This is a genomic window from Enterococcus sp. DIV0755b, from assembly GCF_051713765.1.
GTDB classification, from domain to species: Bacteria; Bacillota; Bacilli; order Lactobacillales; family Enterococcaceae; genus Enterococcus_C; species Enterococcus_C canintestini.
In genome coordinates this window covers 171294-197009 of record NZ_JBIOQN010000001.1, presented here as the reverse complement: position 1 = coordinate 197009, position 25716 = coordinate 171294, and the positions used below count along the sequence as shown (strand labels likewise).

The window sequence follows — 25716 nt, the reverse complement described above, 5'->3', positions numbered from 1 at the left end:
AAAATCCAACCTAAAAAGGACTGTCAGTAATGGATAATCAATTACAAACTATGTTAAAAGAAAATTTTGGGATTGTTTTTAAAAACGTCTCGTTATTAGAACAAGCATTTACCCATTCATCTTATGTCAATGAGCATCGCAATTTGAATTTAGCCGACAATGAGCGCTTAGAATTTTTAGGCGATGCAGTTTTAGAATTATTGGTTTCCCGGTATTTGTACCGCCAATATCCCGACTTACCTGAAGGCAAACTAACGAAAATGCGCGCGTCAATTGTGCGGGAAGAAAGTTTAGCTGCTTTTGCTAAGGAATGTCACTTTGATGAAGCGATTAAACTAGGTAAAGGGGAAGAAAATTCTGGAGGCAGAACTCGCCCTTCACTTTTATGTGATCTTTTTGAAGCATTCTTAGGGGCCCTTTATTTGGATCAAGACTTAGAAACAGTTAAAAGCTTTATTCAAAAGGTAATTTTCCCTAAAGTAGCAGCCGGTGCTTTTTCACATGAGATGGATTATAAAACACGTTTGCAAGAAGTTTTGCAAAAAGGCGGCGATGTGCATATCGACTACCGTCTTGTTAAAGAAGAAGGTCCGGCCCATGAACGGATTTTTTGGACAGAAGTCTATTGTGATGAGCGCTTAATTGGCAAAGGCCAAGGGAAATCGAAAAAATTAGCCGAGCAAGCGGCAGCAAATAACGCACTCGAAAAACTTGCAGAGTAGAAGTCAGAAGGGGGCCCGGAGCTTTCGTGTATTTAAAGAAAATTGAAATCGCAGGCTTCAAATCTTTTGCAGATCGCACCGTAATTGATTTTGAAAATAGCGTAACAGCCGTTGTAGGGCCTAACGGTAGTGGGAAAAGCAATATCACTGAAGCAATTCGTTGGGTCTTAGGCGAACAATCAGCTAAAAGTTTGCGAGGAGGCAAAATGCCAGATATTATTTTTGCCGGTTCAGATTCTCGCAAGCCCTTAAATATTGCCGAAGTAACAGTTGTACTAGATAATAGTGATCATTATTTACCTCTTGATTATAGTGAAATTAGTGTGACGCGCCGTTTGCGTCGGAGTGGTGAAAGTGATTTTTATATCAATAAACAAAGCTGTCGCTTAAAAGATATTCAAGATTTGTTTATGGACTCAGGCCTTGGCAAAGAGTCTTTTTCTATCATTTCCCAAGGTAAAGTAGAAGCAATTTTTGCGAGTAAACCAGAAGATCGACGCGGTATTTTTGAAGAAGCAGCTGGTGTTTTAAAATATAAACAGCGTAAGAAAAAAGCTGAGCAAAAATTATTTGAAACAGAAGATAATTTAAGTCGGGTACAAGATATCGTTTATGAATTAGAAGATCAACTGACGCCGCTAAAAGAACAAAGTCAAGCGGCCAAAGAGTTTTTGCGCTTAAAAGAAGCGTTGAAGCGAATCGATGTTGCGCAAACAGTGACAGAAATTAAAATGACAAAAACCGCTTGGGATGACGCCGAGCATAATTTGCAACAATTAAACAAAGCGCTACAAGCTTTAACAAGTAAAATGACCGCTGCAGAAAGCCAATTACAATTAAAACGACAAAAACGACAAGAATTAGATCAATGGCTAGAGACCGCTAACCAGCAGTTGCTTTTTCTAACTGAAAGTTTAAAACAAGCTGAAGGACAACGAGAAGTGCTTTTGGAACGCTCAAAGCATACCCAACGCAGTTTTGCCGAATACGAAGAAAATTTGGCGGAAAACAATGAAAAGATAACGCAACTAGAAGATAAAAAGCAAAAAATTATTCAAGAACTTTCCACTAAAAACGGTCAAGTGCAACAATTAGAAACAGAAGTTAGTGGGTTAAAAGAAACATTAACCCGTTTGCAAAAATCGACTAAAGAGCTTTTAGAAGAATTACGGGCTCAATACGTTGAAAAAATGCAAGAACATGCGAATATCGGCAATGAGCTAAAGTATTTGGAGCGTCAATATTTACAAGAACATGCTAAAAATCAAAAAACAATTACGAAACAAGGCGAGCTACATCAACAAACGGCAACACTGTCTGTTCAAAAAAACGAGTTAGAAGAAAAATTGACAGAAGCCGAAAATACGTTGGCAGAACAGCGGAAAAATTATATTTTAGTGCAACAACAAGCCCAAAAGTTACAACAAGAATTTGAAACAGAACAAAAGAAAATGTATAGCTTGATGCAACAAGTGCAACAAGTACGGGCCAAACAAAAGAGTCTACAAGATATTCAAGATAATTACACTGGTTTTTATCAAGGTGTTAAAATCGTCTTGCAAAACAAAGAAAAACTTTCAGGAATTGTAGGTGCTGTAGCCGAGCTGATTCAAGTACCAACGGAATATACTTTAGCAATTGAAACAGCATTAGGTGGCTCTGCGCAACACGTGGTGGTAGAAAATGAAGGGGATGCTAGACAGGCGATTACTTTCTTAAAACAACGCCAAGGGGGACGGGCAACCTTCTTACCTATGACCACGATAAAAGGACGTCATTTGAGTGAAACTGTGGTAAATCAGGCTACTAGAAATCAGGGCTTTTTAGGTGTTGCAAATGAATTAGTCCAGGTTGCACCAGAGTTGCAAGCAATTTGTGATAATTTACTCGGAGCGACATTAATCGCCCAAGATCTAACCAGTGCAAATGAAATTGCCCGCGACATCCAATATCGTTATCGGGTGGTCTCCCTTGAAGGTGACGTCATGAATGCCGGCGGTTCTATGACTGGTGGGGCCACTAAACGGGGCAACCAAGGTAGTTTGTTTAGTCAAACCAATGAGCTACAAAATTTAACTGCTCAATTACAGACGTTAGAAACACGACTGCAAGCGACGGAAAAACAAGTTCAATTAATTGAAACTAGAAAAACGCAAAAAGCATCTGCCCTAGAAGAATTACGAACTAGTGGGGAAAGTGCTCGCTTAGCAGAACAAGAATTAGGCAACCAAATCAAAAACGTTACGAATGAATTGCAACGTTTAGAAAAAGAACAAAAAGTATTTGCTTATGAAAATCGTGAAGTACAGCAATTTTTGACCGACTACGAAGAACAAAAAGTAGAATTGACTGCAAAACAAGCCCAAGTAGATAGTCAAAGAGAAAGCATTAATTTAGAAATTAAACAACTAACAGAACAAGAAGATGTCATTGAAGCCAAACGACAAGCAGCTAGTAGCGCACTAGCTGAACAACAAGCAGAATTGGCAGTTGCTTTGGAACAAGTCAGCCACTTAAAAGAGGCCCTTAAAACCAACGACATCGCCTTACAAGAAACCAACACCCGCAAAGAAAGCCTTGAACGGCAAATGGCGGCTCTAAATTCTAATTCAGGTGATCATGAATTATCAGAAGAAGCGCTGCAACAAAAAGTTACTCAATTGGATCAGCGTAAGAATGATTTGGAACAAGACTTAAGTGAAAAAAGACAAGAACGAAGTGATTTGCAGCAGATCATCACAAAAGCAGATGATGAAATTGCGCAATTGAATGTGGAACAAAAAACATTATTGTCGCAAAAAACGAAAGAAGAAGTCGCCAAAAATCGTGCGGATATTCATTTGGATAATTTATTAACTTATTTACAAGAAGAATACAGTATGACCTATGAGTTAGCTGCCAAAGAATATGATGAAGTAGAAGATACAGAACAGGCTAAAAATGAAATTCAACGCTATAAACGCGATATTGACCGTTTAGGGCCGGTGAATTTAAATGCGATTGAACAATATGAACAGGTATTAGAACGCTATACTTTCTTAACTAGTCAGCGAGATGATTTACTTGCTGCCAAAGATCAGTTGTTTAAGACAATGGATGAGATGGATGAAGAAGTAAAGATCCGTTTTGGTGAAATTTTTGAAGCCATCCGCTTACGGTTTAAAGAAGTTTTCCCACAAATGTTTGGTGGCGGTCGAGCGGAATTAATGTTAACTGATCCAACTGATTTACTAAATACAGGGATTGAAATTGAAGCCCAGCCTCCAGGTAAAAAACTGCAAAATCTTAGTTTGCTTTCTGGAGGGGAAAGAGCTTTAACTGCAATCGCATTACTATTTTCTATTATTCAAGTGCGACCGGTTCCTTTTTGTGTGTTGGATGAAGTTGAAGCGGCCCTTGATGAAGCAAACGTCACGCGTTTTGGTCACTATTTAAGTCGTTTCCAAGACGACACCCAATTTATTGTGGTAACCCATCGTAAAGGAACGATGGAAGCTGCTGATGTCTTATATGGGGTGACGATGCAAGAATCAGGTGTTTCTAAAATTGTTTCAGTACGCCTAGAAGATGTTAGTGAAGGTGGCAAAATTAAAAACGAAAGTAAATAAAGCGTTAGAATTTTTGATAAGGAGTCTAGTTCATTGATTAAGATGATTGCCATCGATTTAGATGGAACGTTGTTAGATAACAATAAGAAAATAAGTCCCCGCAATAAAGCAGCATTAGCCAAAGCAAAAGCACAAGGTGTTAAAATTGTGTTATGTACAGGACGACCATTACGGGCAATCCGGCCTTATTTAGAAGAATTGCAATTAAAAGAAGCTGGGGATTATAGTATCACTTTTAATGGTGGTTTAGTTCAAAAAAATGATACTGGTGAAGTCATGGCAAAATCCACTTTAAGTTATGCCAATGTCAAAGAATTAATCGCATTGGCTGAAGCGTTAGAGTTACCTTTAGATGTTGTTTCAGATGAGATTGTCTATGTTTTACCGACTGATCCAAATCATGAGTCGATTTATGCAAAACTAAACCCATTATTGCATTTTGAGCCACTTACAACAGCCGCGTTAACAGAAGATTTATTATACAATAAGGCAGTTGTAGCTTTTGAGCAGAGTTATTTGGATCAGCAGTTGGCAAAAATTCCAGCTGCATTAAATGAACGCTATGAAATTATTAAAACCCGCGATGTTTTACTTGAATTTATGCCAAAAGGTGTCACGAAAGCTTATGGCTGTCAATTGTTAGCGCAACATTTGAACATTACTGCTGCTGAAGTTATGGCAATTGGGGATGAAGAAAATGATCTACCAATGATTGAATATGCCGGCTTGGGCGTCGCGATGGAAAATGCTGTTCCTATGATAAAGGCTGCTGCGAATGTGGTGACCGCTAGTAATACAGATGACGGTGTGGCACAAGTAGTTGAAAAATACGTGTTACAATAAATGAAATACAAATTGTTAGAAGGAGGTTTACGATGGGCTTTTTCGATAAAATAAAAAAGGCGTTGATGGGAGAAACTGAAACCAAAACGTCTGAAGAAGTAAAAGAGCAACAAACACCAGTCGATACGACAGAAAATGAAAGTGAACAAGTGTCTCCTGAGACTGAAGAGATACCTGAAAATGCGCCAATAACATCAGAAAAAACTGCGGAAGCTAATCAAAAGGCTGACATTAAGACAGTTGGCGCAGAAAATTCTGAAGTAGAAAATTCTGAAGCAGAAAATCCACAGATGAAAGAAGCAGTGGACTCTCCGGCTAAAATGCCAGTTGATGAAAAAGAAACGACGGTGACAAAAGAACCAGCGTCAGTCACCAAGGCGGCTAATCAAACACCAACTGAACAAACACCGACTGATCAAATATCAACGCAATCTTCAGAGACGACTGTTGAAAAACAAGTACAACCAGATGATAACCAAACACTAGCGTCAGAGATTTCAACTGTTAAAGCGCCAGATGCAACAAATTTAACATCAGAAGAAGAAAAACAAGTTGAAGAAATTAAAGAACCACTTGCTTCTGATAACGTCCAAGCAAAATATGATAAAGGTTTAAAAAAATCTCGTAAGACTTTTGGTCAACGTTTAAATGAATTATTTGCCAATTTCCGTAGCGTTGATGAAGAATTTTTTGAAGAAGTAGAAGAGACATTAATCGGAGCGGATGTCGGCTTTGAAGCGGCGATGAAAATTGCAGATGATTTAAGACAAGAAGTGAAATTAAGAAACGTAAAAAAACCGGCTGAAGTTCAAAATGTCATGATTGAAAAAATGGTAGATTTATATGATGAAGCCGGTACAGATGAAGTTAATACGCTGAACATTCAAACCGATGGCTTAACCGTAATGCTTTTTGTCGGAGTCAATGGCGTGGGAAAAACAACGAGTATCGGTAAACTTGCATATGAATATAAACAAGCAGGTAAAAAAGTGTTACTAGCAGCTGCGGATACTTTTCGAGCTGGTGCAATTGATCAATTGGTTGTCTGGGGACAACGGGCTGGTGTAGAAGTTGTCAGAGGAAATGCTGGTGGTGATCCGGCAGCAGTCGTTTATGATGCCATGGCCAAAGCCAAAGAACAAAATGCGGATATTTTATTAGTGGATACGGCTGGTCGCTTACAAAATAAAGTCAATTTGATGAACGAGTTAGAAAAAATCAAACGCGTAATCAAAAGAGAAGCACCAACCGCTCCTCATGAAGTATTATTAGTATTAGATGCTACAACGGGTCAAAATGCGATGGTCCAAGCCAAACAGTTTAAAGAAACTACCGATGTTACCGGTCTAATTTTAACCAAGTTAGATGGAACGGCAAAAGGTGGAATCGTATTAGCTATTCGCAATGAGTTGCATTTACCGGTAAAATTAGTTGGCTTAGGAGAAGGCATTGATGATTTAGAACCTTTTGATCCTAATGAATTTATTGTGGGCTTATTTAAAGGTTTAATCAAAGACGTTTAAGCGACTATTTGCAAAGTTTAAAGAAATATTATTTGGAAATGAATGTTTCAGAATTAGGCGGAATTTTGCTTTTTATGGGTGCAAAATTTCGTCTTTATCTTTAATTTACAATAAACAAGTGGTGAGACACTTAATTAGGAGGAAGGATATGACAAATACAAGTTTATTGAAACGATTACTCTTTTATTGCGGTTTCATTTTACTGCAAAATATCGTCTCCACAGTAGTATTTTTGCCCGGAGTTAGTGACGGTTTATTGGCTATCCTTAGTATTTTAGTGGGGGGAGGATTTATTTATTTTTTAATCACCCGCTACCAAAAACAATTAGCAACTTATAACCCCCGTAAAATTGGGGAAACAAAAATTGCAGGAAAATGGAAATATGTCCTCTTGGGTGTAGTAAGTATGTTTGCGGCTAATATTGTCTTAGGTAATTTTTTATCTGAAACTACCGAAAATCAGGTGGGGATTAACCAAAGCTTTTTGGTCAATCCGATTACCATAACCGTTTATGGTGTTATTTTAGCGCCTATAATTGAAGAGTTACTTTTTCGTGGGATTTTTATGAATTACTTTTGGAATAAAGAAGAACCAACCGCTAAAATCTTAGCGGTCCTCACATCGGCATTGTTATTTGGGTTAATGCATGAACCGCGGCTTTCAGTTGCGCTGATCTTATATATGACTTTAGGAATCGTGTTAGCTTGTGTTTATCAAAAAACTGAGGATTTACGTTGTTCGATGATGGTTCATATGCTTTATAATGGTTTAGGCTTTCTGGGCATGTTTTTGACCTTAAAATAATACAACTAAAAAGACCTAAAAGGATCGCGACTAGTGGTAATGGCTAAAAGTCTAACTTTTTTAGCTATCACAACCTGCTTGCTACTCTTTTAGGCCTTTTTTTATTGGCTATGAGTTAAGGGTATCTTCTTTTTTTATAATGGGAATAATCAAACTAAAACAAGTACCGGCAGTGGAGCTGGTTACTTCTAATAGCCAACTATTACGTTTAATGATGGAAGAGACGACAAAGAGTCCTAAGCCAGTACCTCCTTCTTCTTTGCGAGTAGTTAAAAAAGGAGTGAATATTTGATCTTGAATACTTTGATCTATGCCAGGACCATTATCTGAGACTTGAATCATGGCCAAATTTTTATTTTGGTAAATAATCGCTTGGTTAGCGATTTTTTCCTGCATCGCAGCAGAAGGCGTTGTAAGAGAAACAGTAATAGTAGCATCTGCTCTTGCTTGGTAGGCGTTGGTGATTAAGTTATACAATAATACTTGGACGTCATCTTGTTGGAATAATGCGTCTGCTGCAAGTTCAATATCTGCTTTAATTGTAACAGAACGCGGAATTAAAATTTTCATGACGGCAATCGCTTCTGTTACTGCAGCAGTCAGCGATTGAACTTTTTTTATTTGATCCTGTTCTTTTGAAAAATGCAAAATCCGTTGTGAAAGTTGTTGCCCTTTTTTAGCGGCAAAGTGCATATCTTTTAAATCTTCAAAGAGTTCGGGATCATCTTTATATTCTGTCATAAGTAATTCAATATTGCCAAGTAGCGGTGTTAAAAAATTATTCATATCATGCACAATTCCGGTGGTAACCAGCCCGATTGTTTCCATTTTCGACTCTTGTAATAGCCTTTTTTCCAATTGATGCTTTTCACTTTCCAATTGTCTTTTGTCTTTTAGGTGCTGATTTTCATTTGCCACCTGTTGTTGTCTTGCGTTTAAGCGAGCCATTAGCACCAACAAAGAAGCAACCATTAATAAAATGACTACTAACCCCAAATTAATCAGTAAATCGTGCAAAATCCAACCATTATCTTGATAAAAATCAGATGTATTTGCAATCACAAAACGTTCCTCGCCAATTTTAACCCATTGAAAAGCATTCAGTTTTAAAACAGAGGTTAGATTTGATTCATTCCACCAATAAGAGTGATAGCTGAGACTACCTTTTTCATGTTGCTTTTGGTAGCGATCAAGCCTTTCTAAGTCCGTGTAGTCCAAATTGGGGAATTTTTTTTGACGACCAGTAATAATATTTAACCCAACCTGTTCTTTGGCTGGATGCATGACAACTTCCATTTTTTCATTTTTCATTAACGGATAACGCTGGTCAGTATCTGTTGGTTGAATTTTAGCTAAAAATAATTGCTCTAAGTTTAATGGGACCACCACTAATCCAACGCTTTCCTTTTTGGCGTTATAAATGGGATGATAGAGGTTAAAAAAAGAATTCTGATTGATAAAATAAGCTTTTCCATTTTGTGTTACTTGACCTTTTAAAGCATTCGAAAAAAAAGGATCTTGTTTTGCTTTATCTGCTAATTCATTATTTACTGTTGCATCTTCACTGGCAAAATGATGCTCTAGCTCTTGACCTGTTTTATCAAAAAGAAAGATACCAGCAAAAGCGCTATTACGTTTAAAAAACTGTGACAAGAGATCATTTTGCTGCGGTAACTGTAAGGGGACGCTGGCATCAACAGTATCGATGATAAAGCTATCTAAGTCATTAGCGCTACTGGCAACTTCTGCGACAATTAGTTTGGTACTCACCTCATTGACCTGTTCTAATTGTGTTTTTCCCATTTTTAAAGCCTCTTGTTGTATGTTATGATAACTTAAAGCCGTGATAATGATGCCTAAAAAGGTAATGACCATCACAGTAATAAAAAGCGCATTCATTTTTTTAGTCAACTTTTTCATTTTTTAAAGCCTTTCATTTTAACTTGGAGGAATTCATAATGCGGAGTGAAAAGATCTTAGTAGTTGATGATGATCCAGCAATTCGCCGTCTGATTTGGAAATCATTACAAGCAACCGGTATTTTAATTTATCAGAGTGATTCCATTGAAAAGACGATAGATATCATGAGTCGGGTAACATTTGATTTATTTTTACTGGATATCAGTTTAGAATATGAAAACGACGGCTACCATTTAGCTCAAATGATTCGCAATGAAAATAGTGTGGTACCGATTATTTTTTTAAGTGGTAAAACCAAAGAACAAGATATCGTAACCGGCCTTGAAACCGGCGCAGATCTTTATTTGACGAAACCTTTTTCGCCAGCTATTTTAAAAGCGCAAGTGCTGGCTTCTTTAGACCGTAGTTTAGTGATTAAAAAACATACTGGTCAACAAGTGAAAACCAGTAGTATTTTAAAACTGGGTGAATTTACTTATGATAAAAATCGCTATCAACTGTACAAAAATGATGTAGCAGTGAAATTGTCTTCTAAAGAAATACAATTGATGCAATTTTTTATGGAAAATCCCAATCAAGTTTTTTCCAAAGAACAAATTTATCAGAGTGTTTGGAATGAAGAAAAAACCGATCCTAACACTATTATGGTCTTTATCAATCATTTACGCAATAAGATTGAAGCAGATCCCAAAAACGCAAAATATTTGCAGACAGTGTGGGGAATCGGTTATACGTTTGTGACAGAATAGTTAAAATAATTCTTCTAAGAGTGCAAAATAAATACCAAGAGATAATAAATCAGCTGCGCCCCCGGGACTTAAATTACGTGAAATCAGCGTCTGATCGTATTGTATCAGCGCGTTTTTCAAATCTGGGAGTGCTAAGTTAGATAAATGGAGCTGTTTCATCTCACGTTGGAGTGTGACTAAAGATACTTCTCCACCGCGATGTAAGATATTACTATCTTCAAGTTCACTCATTAAAAAGACGAGGGCCCGCAGTAATAATTCTTCTTGGGGTAACTGACGATTTTGACGTAAATAAGGTAATAAATGAGTGGCTAAGGCAGGATAGCCTGCTGCTGCTTGGCCGCGAATACCAGTCGCACCGTTTAGTAAATAGAGTTTTTCACCATGAGTTAAGGTTGCTTTTTTTTCAATATATTTAAAATCTTTTTTTAGGAGATCTTGGGTGATTTCACGACTTAATTGTAAAATATTTTCAGAGTCAGCTGCTGTGAAGGGGAGCTGATTTTTTTGTAAATAAAGCCCCGTAGCCCCTAATAAAATCGCAAAAGAAAAATTGGCGCCTTTGTGAGTATTGACCCCTTTTGTCGCAGTGAACATGGCTGTCTCGGCTTCTTGCCCTATTTTTCGTAGTTCAGAAAATAAATCACGTTTTGCGCCGTCATGGGTGAAACCGGCATTTAAATATTGGCTAAAATAAGGGGATAAGGCCAAGATGCTATCGATAAAGAGATAAAAGTCCATATCTATATGTGCACCATTGGTTAAGCGGTCGACTAAGCCGGGCTTAGGAGAAAGAGCGACTTCATAAAACAAAGCCTTTTTGGCGGCGGCATCGACGCGATAAATTTGTTTATTCAATTTGATGAGACTCCATTTCTTGTAAAATAAATTGTAAGGAATGGTTCAAGTGTTCATGGGTAATCAAAGTAACTTGGGTGATATCATTTGTGACCATCCCCCGATAAAGGAGCCAATGTTCTTCTAAGGCGCGATAACGTCTTTCTGAAGAACGAATGGCAATGTCTCGGAAATAGACGAGGTAGGCTTGTAGATCAGTGACGATGGTTTTTAAACGCTTCATTTGACTTTTTTCGTAAATAAAGGAGTTAAAATCAGAAAAATTTTGTAAAACCTCATCCACTTTATCTGCTTGATTTAAGCGATCGCCTTCTTCTAATAGCGCCCGTAAATCATCAAAATCTTTTGGCGTCATTAACTGCATGGCTTTAATGGTGGCTAGTGTATCTAAAGACTTGCGAATATCATAAATTTCATGGGCATCTTTTATACTAATCCCTTTCACTACGATGCCAACTCTGGGAACATGTTCAACTAATTGTTCTTCCACTAATTGATGAAGAGCATAACGAATTGGAGTTCGGCTGATATTTAACGTTTCTGAAAATTCTTTTTCGTTGATACGCTCTCCAGCCGGAATTTGGCCGAGAATTATGCTTTTGCGAAAGGCTTCGTAAATAGAAAGTTTTAAGGGTTGATTTTGCGATAAGTCTAAGTTGTTTTTTACAGCGGCAATCGTTTCGTTCATCGTTATCAGTCATCCTTTTGTTAATTGTCTTTTGTCGTAGGAGTGAATTTCTCGGGCCCATCCTATTTTAATCCAGTGTTTTGTCAATATCTGAATTTAGCATAGCAGACATTAAAATAGTATTGAATAGTTAAAAAGAAAAAACCGAGTCAAAGCTGGCTCGGCTTTTTGCTTTTATTTTTGTGGGATATAAAAAGGTAAGTGCCCAAATAACATAATCGTCACGACGAAAATGATGAAGATACAAGCGGCCCATTTACCAGCTTCTCTTTGCCATTGCCCCATATCTAGTTTGGTTAGACGTAGTAATAAATAAATAAACGCTACTAACGGTGACAATAAGTGGAATGCTTGTCCCATTAATGAGGCAAGTGCCATTTGCATATTAGTAAAGCCATAGGCGCGGCCTGCTTCTGCTAAGACTGGCATAACCCCAAAGTAGAAACCATCGTTTGAAATAAAGAAAGTACCAGGAGCAGAAATTAAGGCGATCACAATTCCCCAGAAACCTGCCAGTTGTTTTGGAATAATATAAGTGAAACTTGTCGCTAATGCTTCAGCCAAACCGGAACCTTGGAAAATACCCATGAAGACACCGGCAGCAAAAACAAGGATTACAACTTGCACCGCATCACCACCGTTAGCACCAATTCGCGCTGACTGATCTTTTAAAACTGGGTAGTTTACGATTAAGGCAATACAAGTACCTAGTAAGAATAAGAATAAAGGTGGTTGGGCAAACCAGCCGGGTAAGCCAATTTGATCAGCAAAAGAACTTAAAACTAACCAAGCGATTAAAACAATCGTCATAATACCGTTAAAGGCAAAAAGTTTTGGCCGACGAATCGCCATTGTTTCAGGGTCTGTTACAGCAGTCATTTCTTCAATTTCAGCATCGGATAATTCTTTGATACCTAAGCGTTTTCTTTCTTGGCGTCCCATGTGAGGTGCTACTATAAAGATAACGAATAAAACAGAAATAATCATCCCTGGCATTAAGTAAGCTAAGATTTCAGCACCAACATCTAAAACAGCCATTGCGCGGGCTGTTGGACCACCCCAAGGCAATAAATTCATAATAGTATTTTGTAAAATAACCAAAACACCAAGATTCATTAACTTCATATCTAATTTTTTATAAATTGGAATAAAAGCAGAACAACAAATTAAAGTGGTTGTGGTACCGTCACCATTTAATGAAACAGCTGCGGCTACAACTGCGGTGGCGATCAAAACTTTCATCGGGTCACCTTTAGCAAAATGAATCATTTTTTTGGTGATGGGATCAAATAAACCAGCATCTAACATAATAGAGAAATAAAGAATCGCAAATAATAACATAATCCCAGTGTTAGAGGTCGTTTTAATACCTTCCATCACCCAGTCACCAATATTGTTACTACCAGCTACACCGTCTACTACTGGTGGCGCGGTTACACCTGCTGCAAGCGCGATTAATGCAAAAACTAAAGGAATAATAACTAATGACGTAAGGGGAGATAATTTCTTTTTCATGATCACAAACATGAAGACGATAATCATGAGATAGGATAAAATTGTAAGTAACATTTCCTTCTTCCTTTCAAAAGCCCATTTTTAGTTGCAGTTAAACGTAATCATTTGCAAGCCGGCTAATAAATGCAAATTTTCACAATATTTCTGCTAACGCTTACATCATAAACAATGATTTTCTAAAAAAAAACAAACTTTTTCAAAAGGAACACCAAAAAAACAATTTGATTTACTAAATCTTAGCAGGTACTTAAAAAGTTATTAATAAATTCTTAACGCGAGTAAAATGCTTTTAAATCAACGTTGTAAAGCGTTTTTAATAAAAAAGGGGATTTTGAAACAGCAAAAGAACAATTTAATCGCAAAGCAAAACTTCTCATGGTAGTAAATCATTCTATAATGAAGATGTTATTAATTCGTGACCTTAAATTTTTCAAATTACTGTATTTCTAAAGGTGGAAGTAATAAAAAAGAAAGGAGTGAGTCGATGGGATTATGGGATTTTTTCCGGCAGAAAAAAGGAATAGAAAACACACTGGTGAAAACGGAACCAATAGTAGAAAATGATCTAGCAGTTGGGCAAGAAGTACCCGCTTATATTGAAACAGATGCCAAAAACTATGAATTGGTCAGTGTTATTGCCGCGGCGATTATGGCCGGTGAGCAGACAGATAGTCAGTTTGTTGTCAAAAAAATTTTGGAACGCAATCCTGAGGCCCAGTTAGTTTCTGTTATCGCAGCAAGCATCGCTGCGGGAGAACAAGCAGATAGTCAGATGATCGTGAAAAAAATTATCAAAAAATAAAAAACGCAGAGGAGAATGATTATGTTACGTAAATTCAAAATTTCAATTGATGGAACAGAGTATTTAGTAGAGATGGAAGAAATTGGGGGCGTGCCACAACCAGCAACACCACAACCGGCACCACAAGCTGTCGCTGAACCAGTAGTTGCTGCTACAAGTAGTGCTGAAGAACCAGCAGATAAAGCACCGGAGGCTACGACACCAGCAAGTGCAGATGCGATGACTGCACCAATGCCGGGGACGATTTTGAAAATTTTAGTAAACGTTGGCGATGAAGTGAAAGAAAATCAACCGGTGATGATTTTAGAAGCGATGAAAATGGAAAATGAAGTTGTCGCACCAAAAGCTGGTACTGTAACAGGCATTCACGTGACACAAGGACAAATGGTAAATCCAGGAGAAGCGTTAATTACATTTAGTTAATGGTTTGGCAATGAAAATTTAAAATAGGAAGTGAATGAAGTGGAAACTCTTTTAGAAGGAATTATCGGTATGGGACAAGAGCCGGGCAGAATTGTGATGATGCTTATCGGTGGTTTGTTGATGTACTTGGGAATTAAAAAGGAATACGAACCAACATTATTAGTGCCCATGGGCTTAGGGACAATTTTAGTAAACTTCCCTAATTCAGGTGTTTTACAAGCAGGTGGCGAGGCTGGTCCTTTTCAAGTTTTATTTGATGCCGGTATCAGTACAGAATTATTCCCATTGCTATTATTTATCGGGATTGGTGCCATGATTGACTTTGGCCCATTATTACAAAATCCATTCTTGCTATTATTTGGGGCTGCGGCCCAATTTGGTATTTTCTTTACTGTTATCGTAGCAGTCTTGCTTGGTTTTGATATTAACGATGCAGCTTCAATCGGAATTATCGGTGCTGCAGATGGTCCAACTTCAATCTTTGTTGCCAACACCTTAAATTCCAAATATATGGGGGCAATTATGGTTGCGGCTTACTCTTACATGGCGTTAGTACCAATCATTCAACCAGTGGCGATTAAGGCTGTTACAACTAAAAAAGAACGTCAAATTCGGATGACTTATCACGCTGGTGCAGTCTCTCAAACCGCTAAAATTTTATTCCCAATCGTAATTACAATTGTCGCAGGCTTAATCGCTCCTGTGTCATTACCTTTAGTCGGCTTTTTAATGTTTGGTAACTTATTAAGAGAATGTGGCGTATTAGATCGTTTATCTGTTTCTGCCCAAAATGAATTAGTAAATCTTGTGAGTATTTTGCTTGGTTTAACAATTTCTGTCAAAATGCAAGCTCATGATTTCTTAAAAGTAGATACTTTAATCGTTATCGGCTTAGGTTTAGTGGCGTTTGTCATGGATTCAATTGGCGGCGTGCTTTTTGCAAAAGTCTTAAACTTATTTAGAAAAGAAAAAGTAAACCCAATGATTGGTGCTGCTGGTATCTCAGCTTTCCCAATGTCAAGTCGGGTAATTCAAAAAATGGCTACAGAAGAAGACCCACAAAACTTTATTTTAATGCATGCTGCTGGTGCGAACGTTTCAGGTCAGATTGCTTCAGTTATTGCAGGTGGCTTGTTATTAGCACTCTTAGTCTAATCATTGCAGCAGAAAAGTAATCTGACTACAAAAGGAGGATAACCATGTTTGAAGATTTAAAAATTGCGTTTGAATTATTAGGCTTTGGTTGGGGTGGCGTTTTTGTTGTAATTTTAATTATTTACGCAGCTTCACAATTATTGGCGAAATTATTTCCGCCAAAATAAAAAAGTAATCAGGTGAGAAAAGATGTTGACACAAAAAAGACTCTGGTTAGCAAAAGATGCCAAAGAGTATGAGCAGTGGCGTGAATTTTTAAAAACTGGCGATTTATTTCCAGAAGATGATGCCACTTATACTGTTGGTATTTATGACGGGGAAAAGTTAATTGCCACTGGTTCTTTAGCAAATAATATCATTAAGTATTTGCTGGTTTGTAAAAGTTATCAATCAGAAAACTTATTGACGCAAATTATTGTGCATCTAATCGATCGTTTACATGAAGAAAACATTTTTCATTATTTTGTTTACACCAAACCAGATAAAGAAGTGATTTTTCGCTCTTTGGGGTTTAAGAAAATCATCAGTGTAAAAGAAGTATTGTTTATGGAACAAGGAAATCCTGATTTTACTGACTATCTCCATGAAATTGGTCAGTTTGATCGTCAAGGGCAAAACGGTAGCATTGTCATGAATGCCAACCCTTTTACTTTGGGGCATAAATATTTAGTAGAGCAAGCGCGTAAAGTTTGCGATCATGTTTATGTTTTTGTTGTCTCAGAAGAAAAATCAGAGTTTAAAAGTTCCGAGCGTTTTACCTTAGTAAAAGCAGGTTTAAAAGAATTCGAAGATGTAACAGTTTTACCTGCACGGGATTATATGGTTTCATCTTTAACCTTTCCTGCCTACTTTTTAAAAGACCGAGCCCAATTAAATATTGCCCGCGTTCAAGCTCGCTTAGATGCAACACTTTTTAAAGAGCGAATTGCGCCGGTTCTGCATATCAAAAAACGCTTTGTTGGTGAAGAACCATATTCAAAAGTAACTAATATTTATAATGAAGCCATGAAAGAAGTCTTCGATCCGGAATTGTCACTGACTATCTTGCCTCGTCTGGCTATTAAAGGTGAAATCGTCAGCGCCACTAAAGTGCGACAAGCCCTAAAAGAACACAATGAGTCGCTTGTAGAGTCCTTTTTACCGGATAATGTTTTTGCTTATTTGAAAGATAAAAATAAAATTTGAGGTGAAAATTGTGGAAATCAAAAAAAGTGCAGTAGCTGGTACTGTAGAGTCTAGTGACATTATGGTAACGGTCGCTCCAAACCAAGAAGAAAAAATCGTGATTGAATTAGACAGTAGTGTTGAAAAACAATACGGGCAACAAATTCGCGATTTAATTACTGAAACACTAAATCGTTTGGGGGTAACAGCTGCTAAAGTCACGGCGATTGATAAAGGGGCATTAGATTGTACCATTCAAGCGCGCACTTTAACGGCGGTTCATCGTGCTAGTGAAGTAACAGCATACGACTGGAAGGAGATTGACTCATGGAACGCTTAAGAAGAACAATGATGTTTGTACCTGGAGCTAATGCGGCGATGTTAAGAGATGCACCTTTATACGGAGCAGATTCCATTATGTTCGACTTAGAAGATGCGGTTTCTTTAAAAGAAAAAGATTCTGCTCGGACATTGGTTCATTTTGCTTTAAAAACATTTGACTACAGTAGTGTTGAAACTGTCGTCCGCATTAATAGTTTGGACACGGTGGGTGTGCAAGATATTGCCGCAATGGTCTTAGCCGGAGTCAATGTCATTCGACTACCAAAAACAGAAACAGCCCAAGATATTGTTGACGTAGATGTAGAAATCACCAAAGTAGAAGAAGCTAATGGCATTACTGTGGGGACTACTAAAATGATGGCAGCCATTGAATCAGCTGAAGGCGTATTAAACGCAAGAGAAATCGCCAAAGCATCGTCCCGATTAATCGGGATTGCTTTAGGGGCTGAAGATTATGTCACCAATATGCGTACCCGACGTTATCCAGATGGACAAGAATTATTCTTTGCTCGTAGTTTTATCTTGCATTCTGCTAGAGCAGCAGGAATTGCAGCAATTGATACAGTTTATTCTGATGTTGATAATGAAGCAGGCTTCTTAAAAGAAGTGGAAATGATTAAACAGCTTGGTTTTGACGGTAAGTCAGTCATTAATCCGCGTCAAATCCCGCTTGTCAATAAAGTATATGCACCAACTGAAAAAGAAATTCAAGACGCAAAAGAAGTCATTTGGGGCATTAAAGAAGCCGAAGCCAAAGGATCTGGTGTTATTTCAGTTAACGGAAAAATGGTAGATAAACCTATCGTGGAACGGGCAGAACGTGTTATTGCGTTAGCAAAAGCTGCCAAGTTGATTTCCGAGGAGGATATTTAAAATGACAACAAATAAATTAGGTCGCGAAATTCCAACACAATTTGCTGATGAATACGGTGTTTTTGAAGGGGAATTAGCCAACATCAAAGAATACCAAGAATCAAGTCGTAAAATTAAACCCGTTAAACCGAGAGATACTAAATTATTAGGAAGTATTCGCGAAGCGATTGAAAAAACAGGCTTAAAAGATGGGATGACAATTTCTTTTCACCATCATTTCCGTGAAGGTGACTTTGTGATGAACATGGTTTTAGCAGAGATTGCCAAAATGGGAATTAAAAATTTGTCGATTGCACCAAGTTCTATTGCTAACGTTCATGAACCGTTGATTGATCATATTAAAAATGGCGTAGTAACAAATATTACTTCCAGTGGTTTACGCGATAAAGTTGGAGCTGCTATTTCAGCAGGTATTATGGAAAATCCAGTTGTGATTCGTTCCCATGGTGGACGGGCACGAGCGATAGCTGCTGGTGATGTGCATATTGACGTAGCATTTTTAGGTGCACCAAGCTCTGATGAATATGGTAATGCTAACGGAACTGTGGGTAAAGCAACGTGTGGTTCTTTAGGTTATGCGATGATCGATGCCAAATATGCTGATCAAGTCGTAATTATTACAGATACTTTAATGCCTTATCCCAATACACCAATTAGTATTCCTCAAACGGATGTTGATTACGTGGTAGAAGTCGATGCAATTGGTGATCCAAACGGCATTGCCAAAGGAGCTACGCGTTTTACGAAAAATCCTAAAGAATTATTAATTGCTGAATATGCAGCCAAAGTCATTACCAATTCACCATACTATAAAGAAGGTTTTTCTTTCCAAACAGGTACTGGTGGCGCAGCATTAGCTGTTTCTCGTTTTATGCGAGAAGCAATGCTTAAAGATGGTATTAAAGCGAGTTTTGCACTAGGTGGAATTACCAATGCGATGGTGGAATTATTAGAAGAAGGTTTAGTTGAAAAAATTATCGATGTCCAAGATTTTGATCATCCCTCTGCGATTTCGTTAGGAAAAAATGCAAACCACTATGAAATTGATGCCAACATGTATGCTTCACCTCTAAGTAAAGGTTCAGTGATTAACCAACTGGATACAGCAATTTTATCAGCGTTAGAAATTGATACTGATTTTAATGTGAATGTCATTACCGGCTCTGATGGTGTAATTCGTGGGGCTTCAGGCGGACACTCAGATACTTCAATGGCATGCAAAATGAGTCTTGTTATTGCGCCGATTATTCGGGGTCGCATCGCTACAATTGTGGACAAAGTGAATACAGTTGTAACGCCAGGTTCAAGTATCGATGTAGTGGTCACAGAAGTTGGGATTGCGATCAATCCAGCGCGTCAAGATTTAATCGAACATTTCAAAAAGCTAGATGTGCCACAATTTACGATTGAAGAATTAAAAGAAAAAGCCTATAGCATCGTCGGCACACCACAACCGATTCAATATGGTGATAAAGTTGTCGCTTTAATTGAATATCGCGATGGCTCAATTATCGATGTGGTTAAAAATGTCTAATTATTTTCAAGGGGAAATGGTTACTCTATCAGAAATATTAGCTGCTAGAGAACAAAGAGTGACATTGCAACAAGCACTACTAGCCCAATGTCCGCAGGCAAGTTTACTTTCAGCCACGCTGAATATTCCCGGACCAGTAAAAAACACACCGGCTTTGGAAAAAACATTTATTGCTTTAGTCGAAACAGTTCGTAAAGAATTAAAAGATTTCTTTATCATCGAAACAAATTATTTTTCGCGTAAAACTGGCCTAGAATTTTTTTTGTTAGCCGAAATTTCTCCAGAACTATTAAAAAGAAAAATGGTTGAAGTTGAAGAAAAGAACTCCCGAGGACGGCTGGTAGATTTAGATGTTTTGTGGTTAAAAGATGACAAAATACAATCAATCAGTCGACAGGATTTAGGCTTTCCGGCTAGAAGTTGCCTTATTTGTAATCAAGATGCCAAGGTCTGTGGGCGAGCTAGAACCCATACGATTGAAGAAATGCAAGCAAAAATTATCACTATAATTGAACAGGGAAAGGAGTAGTGGAATGACCAAACAAATTCGTTTTATGGAAACGGTCTTGCGGGACGGCCAACAAAGTCAAATAGCCACCCGGATGCCAACAGCAGATATGTTACCAATCATCAAAACAATGGATGAAGCGGGCTTTCATTCATTGGAGATGTGGGGAGGCGCAACGTTTGATTCTTGCCTACGTTTTTTAAATGAAGATCCATGGGAAAGATTGCGTCTTATTCGTAAAGAAGTAAAAAACACGAAGTTACAAATGTTATTACGAGGACAAAATCTCTTAGGATATAAAAACTATGCAGATGATGTGGTAAGAGAGTTTGTGATGAAATCAGTTGAAAATGGCATTGATATTGTTCGTGTTTTCGATGCTTTAAATGATACGCGTAACTTAAAGACCTCAATTGAAGCTTGTAAAGAAGCTGGCGGACATTGCCAAACAGCAATTTCTTACACTACTAGTGATTTTCATACAGTTGATTATTTTGTCGGTTTAGCCAAAGAAATGGCAGAACTTGGGGCAGATTCAATTTGTATTAAAGACATGGCGGGAGTCTTAACACCAGCTACTGGTTTTGAATTAGTCAGTCGCATTAAAGATAGTATTTCATTACCACTAGAAGTTCATACCCATGCCACAAGTGGTATTTCAGAAATGACCTATTTAAAAGTGGCAGAAGCCGGCGCAGATATTATTGATACTGCCATTTCATCATTTTCTGGTGGGACAAGTCAACCAGCGACAGAATCTGTCGCCATTGCATTAGCTGGATTAGGTTTTGATACAGGCTTAAAAATGGATAAATTGGAAGAAATTGCCAATTATTTCAATCCGATTCGCGATCATTTCCGCAATGAAGGCTTATTAAATCCTAAAGTAAAAGATACCGAACCTAAAACCTTAATTTATCAAGTGCCTGGTGGAATGTTATCCAATCTCTTAAGTCAGTTAACCGAACAAGGCAATGCTGATAAATATGATGAAGTTTTAGCCGAGGTGCCAAAAGTCCGCGCCGACTTAGGTTATCCGCCACTTGTAACGCCATTATCACAAATGGTGGGAACCCAAGCGTTAATGAATATTTTAGCTGGAGAACGATACAAGCTAGTGCCAAACGAAATCAAAGATTACGTGCGGGGATTGTATGGTAAACCTCCTGTTGCCATTAAACCAGAGATTAAAGAAAAAATTATTGGAAATGAACCAGTTATTACCCAACGTCCGGCTGATTTATTAGCACCACAACTGCCTGAATTTGAAGCAGAAATCAAGCAATACGCAAAATCAACCGAAGATGTATTAAGTTATGCTGTTTTCCCCCAACAAGCCAAAGATTTCTTAGGACGACGGGAAGATCCATTTTATGATGTGCCGCTCCAAACGGTGAATGTAAAAATTGACCTGGAATAAGAAAGTTTGCAATTCAAAATTTTAATGCAATTAATCACTGAAAGGAGGTTGTGGCATTTTGCCACGCCTCCTTTTTTGTCGAATAAATGACACTAAGGAAGTAACTTATTTTTTTATAAGATGAAATTTCCCCTAAATTTGAGCGGTAATTTACTGAAAAAGTATTCTTATGATTACTTGAGAAATAAACGAGTTCGTTTGGCTTTTCTAACTTTGATAGAAATTTGGTGTGAGCTATCTTCTAAGTTAGCCTTGTTATATACTAAATTTGAGCAATAAAACTGTCCAAGGAGGAGAAACTTGAAGATAAATAAATTTACTACCATCACGCCTGCTCACTGGGAATTATTATTAGATGCAGATCCCGCTAAAAAAATAGTTAAAGACTATACCAGTCGTGGGACGTGTTTTGAACTAAATCAAAATGGGAAACTCGCAGGTGTTATTGTTTTATTAGCCACACGGCCAGAAACTGTGGAAATTATGAACTTGGCAGTGGCAAAAAAATTTCGTGGCCAAAAATTGGCTCAGAAAATGATAACTGAGGCATTGAATTGGAGTAAGCAAGCGGGATTTCGTAGAGTAGAAATCGGAACCGGATCAACTGGAGTTGCGCAACTTTACTTGTATCAAAAATGTGGTTTTCGCATGACGCACATAGAGCAAGACTTTTTTGTACGTCATTATGAAGAAGCAATTATTGAAAATGGGCTTGTTTTAAAAGATATGGTTCGTCTAGCCCAAGATCTCGTTTAAAAGGAGTGAAAAGGTATGCTGGATAAATCAATCCCTTATCATGAAGTCTGGATGAAACGGCAATTAAAGCTACCGGTAGCAACAGCAAATCTTCCTTGTGGTTTTTCTTTTCAGTTTTATCAGGTAGGCGATGAAAAAGCATGGGCTGAAATTGAAACGAGTGTTTTAGAATTTGAGAGTAAATCAGATGCCATAACCTATTTTCAACGTACTTTTGCCCCCTATAAAGAAAAATTAGCGCAGCAAATGCTCTTTATTGTGGCGCCAAATGGAGAAAAAGTCGCTACTTGTACTGCTTGGCAAAAACAAATACAAAGGCAAAGCTATCCTTTATTCCACTGGTTAGCTGTGAAGCCTGAATATCAAGGTCTAGGTTTGGCAACGGCATTAGTGGCCCAGATATTAACGCTTTTTCAAAAATTAATGAAAGAAGAGTCGACCATTTATCTCCATACCCAAACTTGGAGTCATGATGCTATTTTTTTATATAAAAAATTTGGTTTTTCTTTAATGAGTGATAATCTTGACGGCAGTATCAATGTAGATTATCCGATTGTTATGCAGCTAATGACAGCTTTAGAAAAATAGATGTATCCGTTTTTACAACGAGTGTTTCGCGTTATAATAAAAGTGACAACGGGTTAAGGAGGAAAGAAAATGAAGGAGTTAACGTTTCAAAAAGGGAATGGCGCAGAAAAAAAATATCAAGTTTTAGCCGACGGAAAAGAAGTGTATTACGTCTCTGAAGTTTTAACCTTACCAACTAGAAAAAGATATTATTTGTATCAATCAGACGATAAAAAACTAGGCGAAATAAAACGCAAACGTTACAGTATGGGCTATGTTGATTTACCTCGCTTATTTTTGAAATTAAATGCCTACAACGAGATTAGTATTGTTAAAGACATGCAAAATTTCCGTACTAGCTATGAAATTAAAGGTGAAAAGTTAGCGCTTGCGGGGGCTTTTTTAGGGGAAAATTTTGATATAACAAGAGGAAATGAAAAAATTGCCAGTGTAAAAGTTACAAAAGAACAGGACAATTACATTTTTGCCGTTAAAGTTTTAAAAGAAAACTTAGAGGTATTAATTGTTGGCTTTGTCAGTCTATTAGGGTTTGTTTACGAACATGAAAATATAACTTTTGATAAAGCAGAATAAAAAAAGAAGTTGTTTGCTTTTTAAGTAAACAGCTTCTTTTTTATTATCTTCTTAAGGCATGGCGTATGACTTGTTTTTGCCAAGCATTTTCATAATGAGCCAATTGTTCATGATAGCTACGCGTCCCTTTTTGAAACTGAACTTGCATGAATTTGATCAAGAGTAAAAAAGCGGTGATGATACCAAATAAAACGATAAATTGTAACATCTTTCTCACCTCCTATAATTAGTTTAACTGCTTTTATTTTTCTTCTAATAGGACATATGTCATAATAAAAAAGATTGGAGGCGGATACATTGCAAAAAAAGTTGCTAGGTGCAAAACAAGAACAGATTTTAACCGAGTGGAACTTGGCAAAAGATTGTTTGCGAGGGTGTGAAGTGTGGCAGTTTGACCAAAGAGAAACGATTATTACCCAAGGAGGGTTATTCGATCGTTTACTGATAGTATTAGCTGGTAAAGCCAAAGTCTGTACATTAGCCGATAATGGTAAAAATTTAGTTTTAGCGTATTATATTTCAGATGGAATTATTGGAGATATGGAGTTTGCGATGAATAAAGATGAAGCGGCTACGACTATGGTGGCACTTTCTAATTTTCAGTGTATCGCCTTGCCCATTTTACCTAATGAAACGTATTTACGGCAGAATACGCTTTTTCTTAACCAGATGGCCAAAGGTTTAGCAGAAAAGCTTTTGTTAAGCTCTGAAAATTTTTTATCAGCGGCTTTTTATCCCGGCAAACAACGCCTATGTGGCTATATTTTGCAGTCGGCTTATAAAAATTTTTTCACTGATAATTTAACCGATGTGGCTGCTACAATCGGTATGAGTTATCGCCATATGTTTCGACTACTAAATGATTTAATCACAGACGGTATTTTGTTAAAAGTAGCCGGGGGGTATGAAATTATTCAACCAGTAAAATTAAAACAGTTTGCAAACGGCTATTTGTCATAAGACATATGTCCTAGTTGTCAAATTGCACAAACATTCATTTATAGTAGTAAAAATGGCGGTAGCTGACTATTTTAATTAGAACTGTTTGCTAGGCGCATTTATTGTTTGTAGGTCTTACTACCGCTAAAATAAAAGCAAAGAAATAAATAGGAGGCGCTAAGATGAACTTGAATTTTACTTTAACACTTACCGATGAGCTAACCGAAATTAATTGGGAACAATGGCAAAGTCATTTATATTTTGTGCCAGCAACAAAACTTTTGAAAAAAGTAGACCGCGGTATTTATTTAACAACAGCAGATAGACAAATTAAGACTGCAGAACTTGAAGGTGAGCAATCCGATAGCCACGATACGATTGTGATTGAAGTGCCTTGGGAAATGGAGCCGGTCCTTTTATTGCAACAGCTACTAAATGCGTGGGAAGATAATGGGTTAAAAGTGACGACCAAAAACCCGACCGAAAAAATTCCCAGCAATCAATACGATAATTTAGCTGCATTTCAAAGCGATCTTTTTACGGTGTTTAGTTTCTTAGGTTATCCGATGGAAAAAGTGAAAAAGAAACCTGCTAAAGCGCAACATCGTTGGAATAAAAAAGTAAGTGAGATTACATTTCATATTGATTACAATGGAGCTAAGGGGGCGGCTATTTGGCGTAAACGCAATGAACTGGTGTTATTAAAGGGCGCAGTTTTAAAAGCGGAGGCACCTTTAAATAAAGATGGCAGCGTAGGTTTTGCGGTTCGTTTTACCAATCAATTAAGAGACGAGCATGCAGATAAGATCAAAGACTTTGTGACGCTAGAAGATATTGTGTTTAAAAGTGTCAATGAGTTGGGGAATTTCTTATATTTTGCTGGTACCAATAGCTGGCTTGTTTTAAAAGATGATAAAGGTAATACGATCGATAGCTACACAGTAGTAAAATAGGAGGAAGAAATGTCAGAACGTATTTTCAAAATGCCATTTGCCAAAGTCTATCCTTTATATATCAATAAGGCAGAAAAAAAGGGCCGAACAAAAGCTGAAGTAGATGAAGTAATTATGTGGTTAACTGGCTTTACTTACGAGCAATTAGTAACTGAAATTGAAAATAAAACCGATTTTGCCACTTTTTTTGCTAATGCGCCCCAACTAAATCCTGCGGCAAATTCAATTAAGGGCGTAGTTTGTGGTGTACGTGTAGAAGAAATCGAAGACCCTTTAATGCAAAAAATTCGCTATTTAGATAAATTAGTTGATGAATTAGCCAAAGGTAAAGCGTTGGAAAAAATTTTGCGTAGCAATTAGCTTTATTTTTTAGCAGTGCTAATGTTCATGTCTTGAATTGTATGCCAGAACTTTATAAAGAAGTAGCAAAATGAAATTTAGTGAATTAAAAACAA

27 protein-coding genes are annotated in these 25716 nt (G+C 37.4%); 22 read left to right on the top strand and 5 right to left on the bottom strand.

Features of this window, described 5'->3' with window-relative positions:
• The first annotated feature begins 29 nt into the window (after positions 1–29).
• From rnc to IGI65_RS01035, 5 genes are all read left to right on the top strand, one after another.
• Positions 30–722: a ribonuclease III gene (gene rnc / locus IGI65_RS01055; RefSeq protein WP_438772977.1), complete on the top strand. Its 693-nt coding sequence runs from the start codon at positions 30–32 to the stop codon at positions 720–722.
• Between the two features lie 26 nt (positions 723–748).
• Complete coding sequence (gene smc, locus IGI65_RS01050) at positions 749–4330, top strand: chromosome segregation protein SMC (RefSeq protein ID WP_438772976.1); 3582 nt, start codon at positions 749–751, stop codon at positions 4328–4330.
• 33 nt (positions 4331–4363) lie between these two features.
• Positions 4364–5173: a Cof-type HAD-IIB family hydrolase gene (locus tag IGI65_RS01045; protein ID WP_438772975.1), complete on the top strand. Its 810-nt coding sequence runs from the start codon at positions 4364–4366 to the stop codon at positions 5171–5173.
• Between the two features lie 32 nt (positions 5174–5205).
• Positions 5206–6696, top strand: a complete 1491-nt coding sequence (gene ftsY, locus IGI65_RS01040) for a signal recognition particle-docking protein FtsY (RefSeq protein WP_438772974.1) — start codon at positions 5206–5208, stop codon at positions 6694–6696.
• Positions 6697–6844: 148 nt separating this feature from the next.
• Entirely contained in the window at positions 6845–7501 is a 657-nt protein-coding gene (locus IGI65_RS01035; RefSeq protein ID WP_438772973.1) for a lysostaphin resistance A-like protein, read from the top strand.
• Positions 7502–7609: 108 nt separating this feature from the next.
• Here IGI65_RS01035 and IGI65_RS01030 read toward each other — a convergent pair whose 3' ends face one another.
• Positions 7610–9421 (bottom strand): sensor histidine kinase, encoded by a 1812-nt coding sequence (locus IGI65_RS01030; RefSeq protein ID WP_438772972.1) that lies wholly within the window; start codon positions 9419–9421, stop codon positions 7610–7612.
• Between the two features lie 38 nt (positions 9422–9459).
• Between IGI65_RS01030 and IGI65_RS01025 the strand changes: the two genes are divergently transcribed.
• Positions 9460–10170 carry a response regulator transcription factor gene (locus tag IGI65_RS01025; protein WP_438772971.1) on the top strand — a complete coding sequence of 237 codons (711 nt, stop codon included), beginning with the start codon at positions 9460–9462 and terminating at the stop codon, positions 10168–10170.
• On the opposite strand, the gene citG is transcribed toward IGI65_RS01025, so the two are convergent.
• From citG to IGI65_RS01010, 3 genes are all read right to left on the bottom strand, one after another.
• Positions 10171–11028 (bottom strand): triphosphoribosyl-dephospho-CoA synthase CitG, encoded by an 858-nt coding sequence (gene citG / locus IGI65_RS01020; protein WP_438772970.1) that lies wholly within the window; start codon positions 11026–11028, stop codon positions 10171–10173.
• The gene (locus IGI65_RS01015; protein ID WP_412258284.1) at positions 11021–11716 is read right to left on the bottom strand and encodes a GntR family transcriptional regulator; all 696 of its coding nucleotides are present in this window, start codon (positions 11714–11716) and stop codon (positions 11021–11023) included. The genes citG and IGI65_RS01015 overlap by 8 nt, the downstream gene beginning before the upstream one ends.
• 174 nt (positions 11717–11890) lie before the next feature.
• Positions 11891–13285, bottom strand: a complete 1395-nt coding sequence (locus IGI65_RS01010) for a CitMHS family transporter (protein WP_412258282.1) — start codon at positions 13283–13285, stop codon at positions 11891–11893.
• 430 nt (positions 13286–13715) lie between these two features.
• On the opposite strand from IGI65_RS01010, the gene IGI65_RS01005 reads away from it, so the two are divergent.
• The 13 genes from IGI65_RS01005 (at position 13716) to IGI65_RS00945 (ending at position 23369) form a co-directional block, all read left to right on the top strand.
• Positions 13716–14033 (top strand): hypothetical protein, encoded by a 318-nt coding sequence (locus tag IGI65_RS01005; RefSeq protein ID WP_438772969.1) that lies wholly within the window; start codon positions 13716–13718, stop codon positions 14031–14033.
• Between the two features lie 21 nt (positions 14034–14054).
• Positions 14055–14456 carry an acetyl-CoA carboxylase biotin carboxyl carrier protein subunit gene (locus IGI65_RS01000; protein WP_438772968.1) on the top strand — a complete coding sequence of 134 codons (402 nt, stop codon included), beginning with the start codon at positions 14055–14057 and terminating at the stop codon, positions 14454–14456.
• A 39-nt stretch (positions 14457–14495) separates the two neighbouring features.
• Entirely contained in the window at positions 14496–15611 is a 1116-nt protein-coding gene (locus IGI65_RS00995; protein ID WP_071864255.1) for a sodium ion-translocating decarboxylase subunit beta, read from the top strand.
• Between the two features lie 44 nt (positions 15612–15655).
• Positions 15656–15778 (top strand): OadG-related small transporter subunit, encoded by a 123-nt coding sequence (locus IGI65_RS00990; RefSeq protein WP_095006513.1) that lies wholly within the window; start codon positions 15656–15658, stop codon positions 15776–15778.
• A gap of 22 nt (positions 15779–15800) precedes the next feature.
• The gene (gene citC, locus IGI65_RS00985; RefSeq protein WP_438772967.1) at positions 15801–16796 is read left to right on the top strand and encodes a [citrate (pro-3S)-lyase] ligase; all 996 of its coding nucleotides are present in this window, start codon (positions 15801–15803) and stop codon (positions 16794–16796) included.
• Positions 16797–16806: 10 nt separating this feature from the next.
• Positions 16807–17115 (top strand): citrate lyase acyl carrier protein, encoded by a 309-nt coding sequence (gene citD, locus IGI65_RS00980; RefSeq protein ID WP_095006515.1) that lies wholly within the window; start codon positions 16807–16809, stop codon positions 17113–17115.
• The gene (gene citE / locus IGI65_RS00975) at positions 17103–17990 is read left to right on the top strand and encodes a citrate (pro-3S)-lyase subunit beta (protein ID WP_071864258.1); all 888 of its coding nucleotides are present in this window, start codon (positions 17103–17105) and stop codon (positions 17988–17990) included. Before citD ends, citE begins: the two co-directional genes overlap by 13 nt.
• Before the next feature lies 1 nt (position 17991).
• Positions 17992–19524 (top strand): citrate lyase subunit alpha, encoded by a 1533-nt coding sequence (citF, locus tag IGI65_RS00970; RefSeq protein WP_071864259.1) that lies wholly within the window; start codon positions 17992–17994, stop codon positions 19522–19524.
• Positions 19517–20053, top strand: a complete 537-nt coding sequence (gene citX, locus IGI65_RS00965; protein WP_438772966.1) for a citrate lyase holo-[acyl-carrier protein] synthase — start codon at positions 19517–19519, stop codon at positions 20051–20053. The genes citF and citX overlap by 8 nt, the downstream gene beginning before the upstream one ends.
• Before the next feature lie 4 nt (positions 20054–20057).
• Complete coding sequence (locus IGI65_RS00960) at positions 20058–21452, top strand: oxaloacetate decarboxylase subunit alpha (protein ID WP_071864261.1); 1395 nt, start codon at positions 20058–20060, stop codon at positions 21450–21452.
• Positions 21453–21752: 300 nt separating this feature from the next.
• The gene (locus tag IGI65_RS00955) at positions 21753–22208 is read left to right on the top strand and encodes a GNAT family N-acetyltransferase (RefSeq protein WP_438772965.1); all 456 of its coding nucleotides are present in this window, start codon (positions 21753–21755) and stop codon (positions 22206–22208) included.
• A 15-nt stretch (positions 22209–22223) separates the two neighbouring features.
• On the top strand, positions 22224–22796 hold the full coding sequence (locus tag IGI65_RS00950) for a GNAT family N-acetyltransferase (RefSeq protein WP_438772964.1): 573 nt from the start codon (positions 22224–22226) through the stop codon (positions 22794–22796).
• Between the two features lie 69 nt (positions 22797–22865).
• On the top strand, positions 22866–23369 hold the full coding sequence (locus IGI65_RS00945; RefSeq protein WP_438772963.1) for a hypothetical protein: 504 nt from the start codon (positions 22866–22868) through the stop codon (positions 23367–23369).
• A 43-nt stretch (positions 23370–23412) separates the two neighbouring features.
• On the opposite strand, the gene IGI65_RS00940 is transcribed toward IGI65_RS00945, so the two are convergent.
• Entirely contained in the window at positions 23413–23577 is a 165-nt protein-coding gene (locus tag IGI65_RS00940; protein WP_412258254.1) for a hypothetical protein, read from the bottom strand.
• 89 nt (positions 23578–23666) lie between these two features.
• Here IGI65_RS00940 and IGI65_RS00935 point away from each other — a divergent pair, with 89 nt between their 5' ends.
• The 3 genes from IGI65_RS00935 to IGI65_RS00925 all read left to right on the top strand — a co-directional run bounded on the left by IGI65_RS00935 (position 23667) and on the right by IGI65_RS00925 (position 25621).
• Complete coding sequence (locus IGI65_RS00935) at positions 23667–24329, top strand: cyclic nucleotide-binding domain-containing protein (protein ID WP_438772962.1); 663 nt, start codon at positions 23667–23669, stop codon at positions 24327–24329.
• Between the two features lie 161 nt (positions 24330–24490).
• Positions 24491–25261, top strand: a complete 771-nt coding sequence (locus IGI65_RS00930; RefSeq protein WP_438772961.1) for a hypothetical protein — start codon at positions 24491–24493, stop codon at positions 25259–25261.
• A 9-nt stretch (positions 25262–25270) separates the two neighbouring features.
• The gene (locus IGI65_RS00925; RefSeq protein ID WP_412258248.1) at positions 25271–25621 is read left to right on the top strand and encodes a DUF2200 domain-containing protein; all 351 of its coding nucleotides are present in this window, start codon (positions 25271–25273) and stop codon (positions 25619–25621) included.
• Positions 25622–25716: the final 95 nt, after the last annotated feature.

Bases quoted from the DNA above. Each gene is read 5' to 3' on its own strand.
- ftsY (WP_438772974.1), top strand. From the start codon at position 5,206: ATGGGCTTTTTCGATAAAATAAAAAAGGCGTTGATGGGAGAAACTGAA.
- IGI65_RS00960 (WP_071864261.1), top strand. From the start codon at position 20,058: ATGACCAAACAAATTCGTTTTATGGAAACGGTCTTGCGGGACGGCCAA.
- IGI65_RS00940 (WP_412258254.1), bottom strand. From the start codon at position 23,577: ATGTTACAATTTATCGTTTTATTTGGTATCATCACCGCTTTTTTACTC.
- IGI65_RS00990 (WP_095006513.1), top strand. From the start codon at position 15,656: ATGTTTGAAGATTTAAAAATTGCGTTTGAATTATTAGGCTTTGGTTGG.
- IGI65_RS01005 (WP_438772969.1), top strand. From the start codon at position 13,716: ATGGGATTATGGGATTTTTTCCGGCAGAAAAAAGGAATAGAAAACACA.
- IGI65_RS01035 (WP_438772973.1), top strand. From the start codon at position 6,845: ATGACAAATACAAGTTTATTGAAACGATTACTCTTTTATTGCGGTTTC.
- IGI65_RS01000 (WP_438772968.1), top strand. From the start codon at position 14,055: ATGTTACGTAAATTCAAAATTTCAATTGATGGAACAGAGTATTTAGTA.
- citC (WP_438772967.1), top strand. From the start codon at position 15,801: ATGTTGACACAAAAAAGACTCTGGTTAGCAAAAGATGCCAAAGAGTAT.
- IGI65_RS00950 (WP_438772964.1), top strand. From the start codon at position 22,224: ATGCTGGATAAATCAATCCCTTATCATGAAGTCTGGATGAAACGGCAA.
- citE (WP_071864258.1), top strand. From the start codon at position 17,103: ATGGAACGCTTAAGAAGAACAATGATGTTTGTACCTGGAGCTAATGCG.
- IGI65_RS01015 (WP_412258284.1), bottom strand. From the start codon at position 11,716: ATGAACGAAACGATTGCCGCTGTAAAAAACAACTTAGACTTATCGCAA.
- IGI65_RS00945 (WP_438772963.1), top strand. From the start codon at position 22,866: ATGAAGGAGTTAACGTTTCAAAAAGGGAATGGCGCAGAAAAAAAATAT.
- citX (WP_438772966.1), top strand. From the start codon at position 19,517: ATGTCTAATTATTTTCAAGGGGAAATGGTTACTCTATCAGAAATATTA.
- IGI65_RS01025 (WP_438772971.1), top strand. From the start codon at position 9,460: ATGCGGAGTGAAAAGATCTTAGTAGTTGATGATGATCCAGCAATTCGC.
- IGI65_RS00925 (WP_412258248.1), top strand. From the start codon at position 25,271: ATGTCAGAACGTATTTTCAAAATGCCATTTGCCAAAGTCTATCCTTTA.
- rnc (WP_438772977.1), top strand. From the start codon at position 30: ATGGATAATCAATTACAAACTATGTTAAAAGAAAATTTTGGGATTGTT.
- IGI65_RS01010 (WP_412258282.1), bottom strand. From the start codon at position 13,285: ATGTTACTTACAATTTTATCCTATCTCATGATTATCGTCTTCATGTTT.
- IGI65_RS01030 (WP_438772972.1), bottom strand. From the start codon at position 9,421: ATGAAAAAGTTGACTAAAAAAATGAATGCGCTTTTTATTACTGTGATG.
- citF (WP_071864259.1), top strand. From the start codon at position 17,992: ATGACAACAAATAAATTAGGTCGCGAAATTCCAACACAATTTGCTGAT.
- IGI65_RS00930 (WP_438772961.1), top strand. From the start codon at position 24,491: ATGAACTTGAATTTTACTTTAACACTTACCGATGAGCTAACCGAAATT.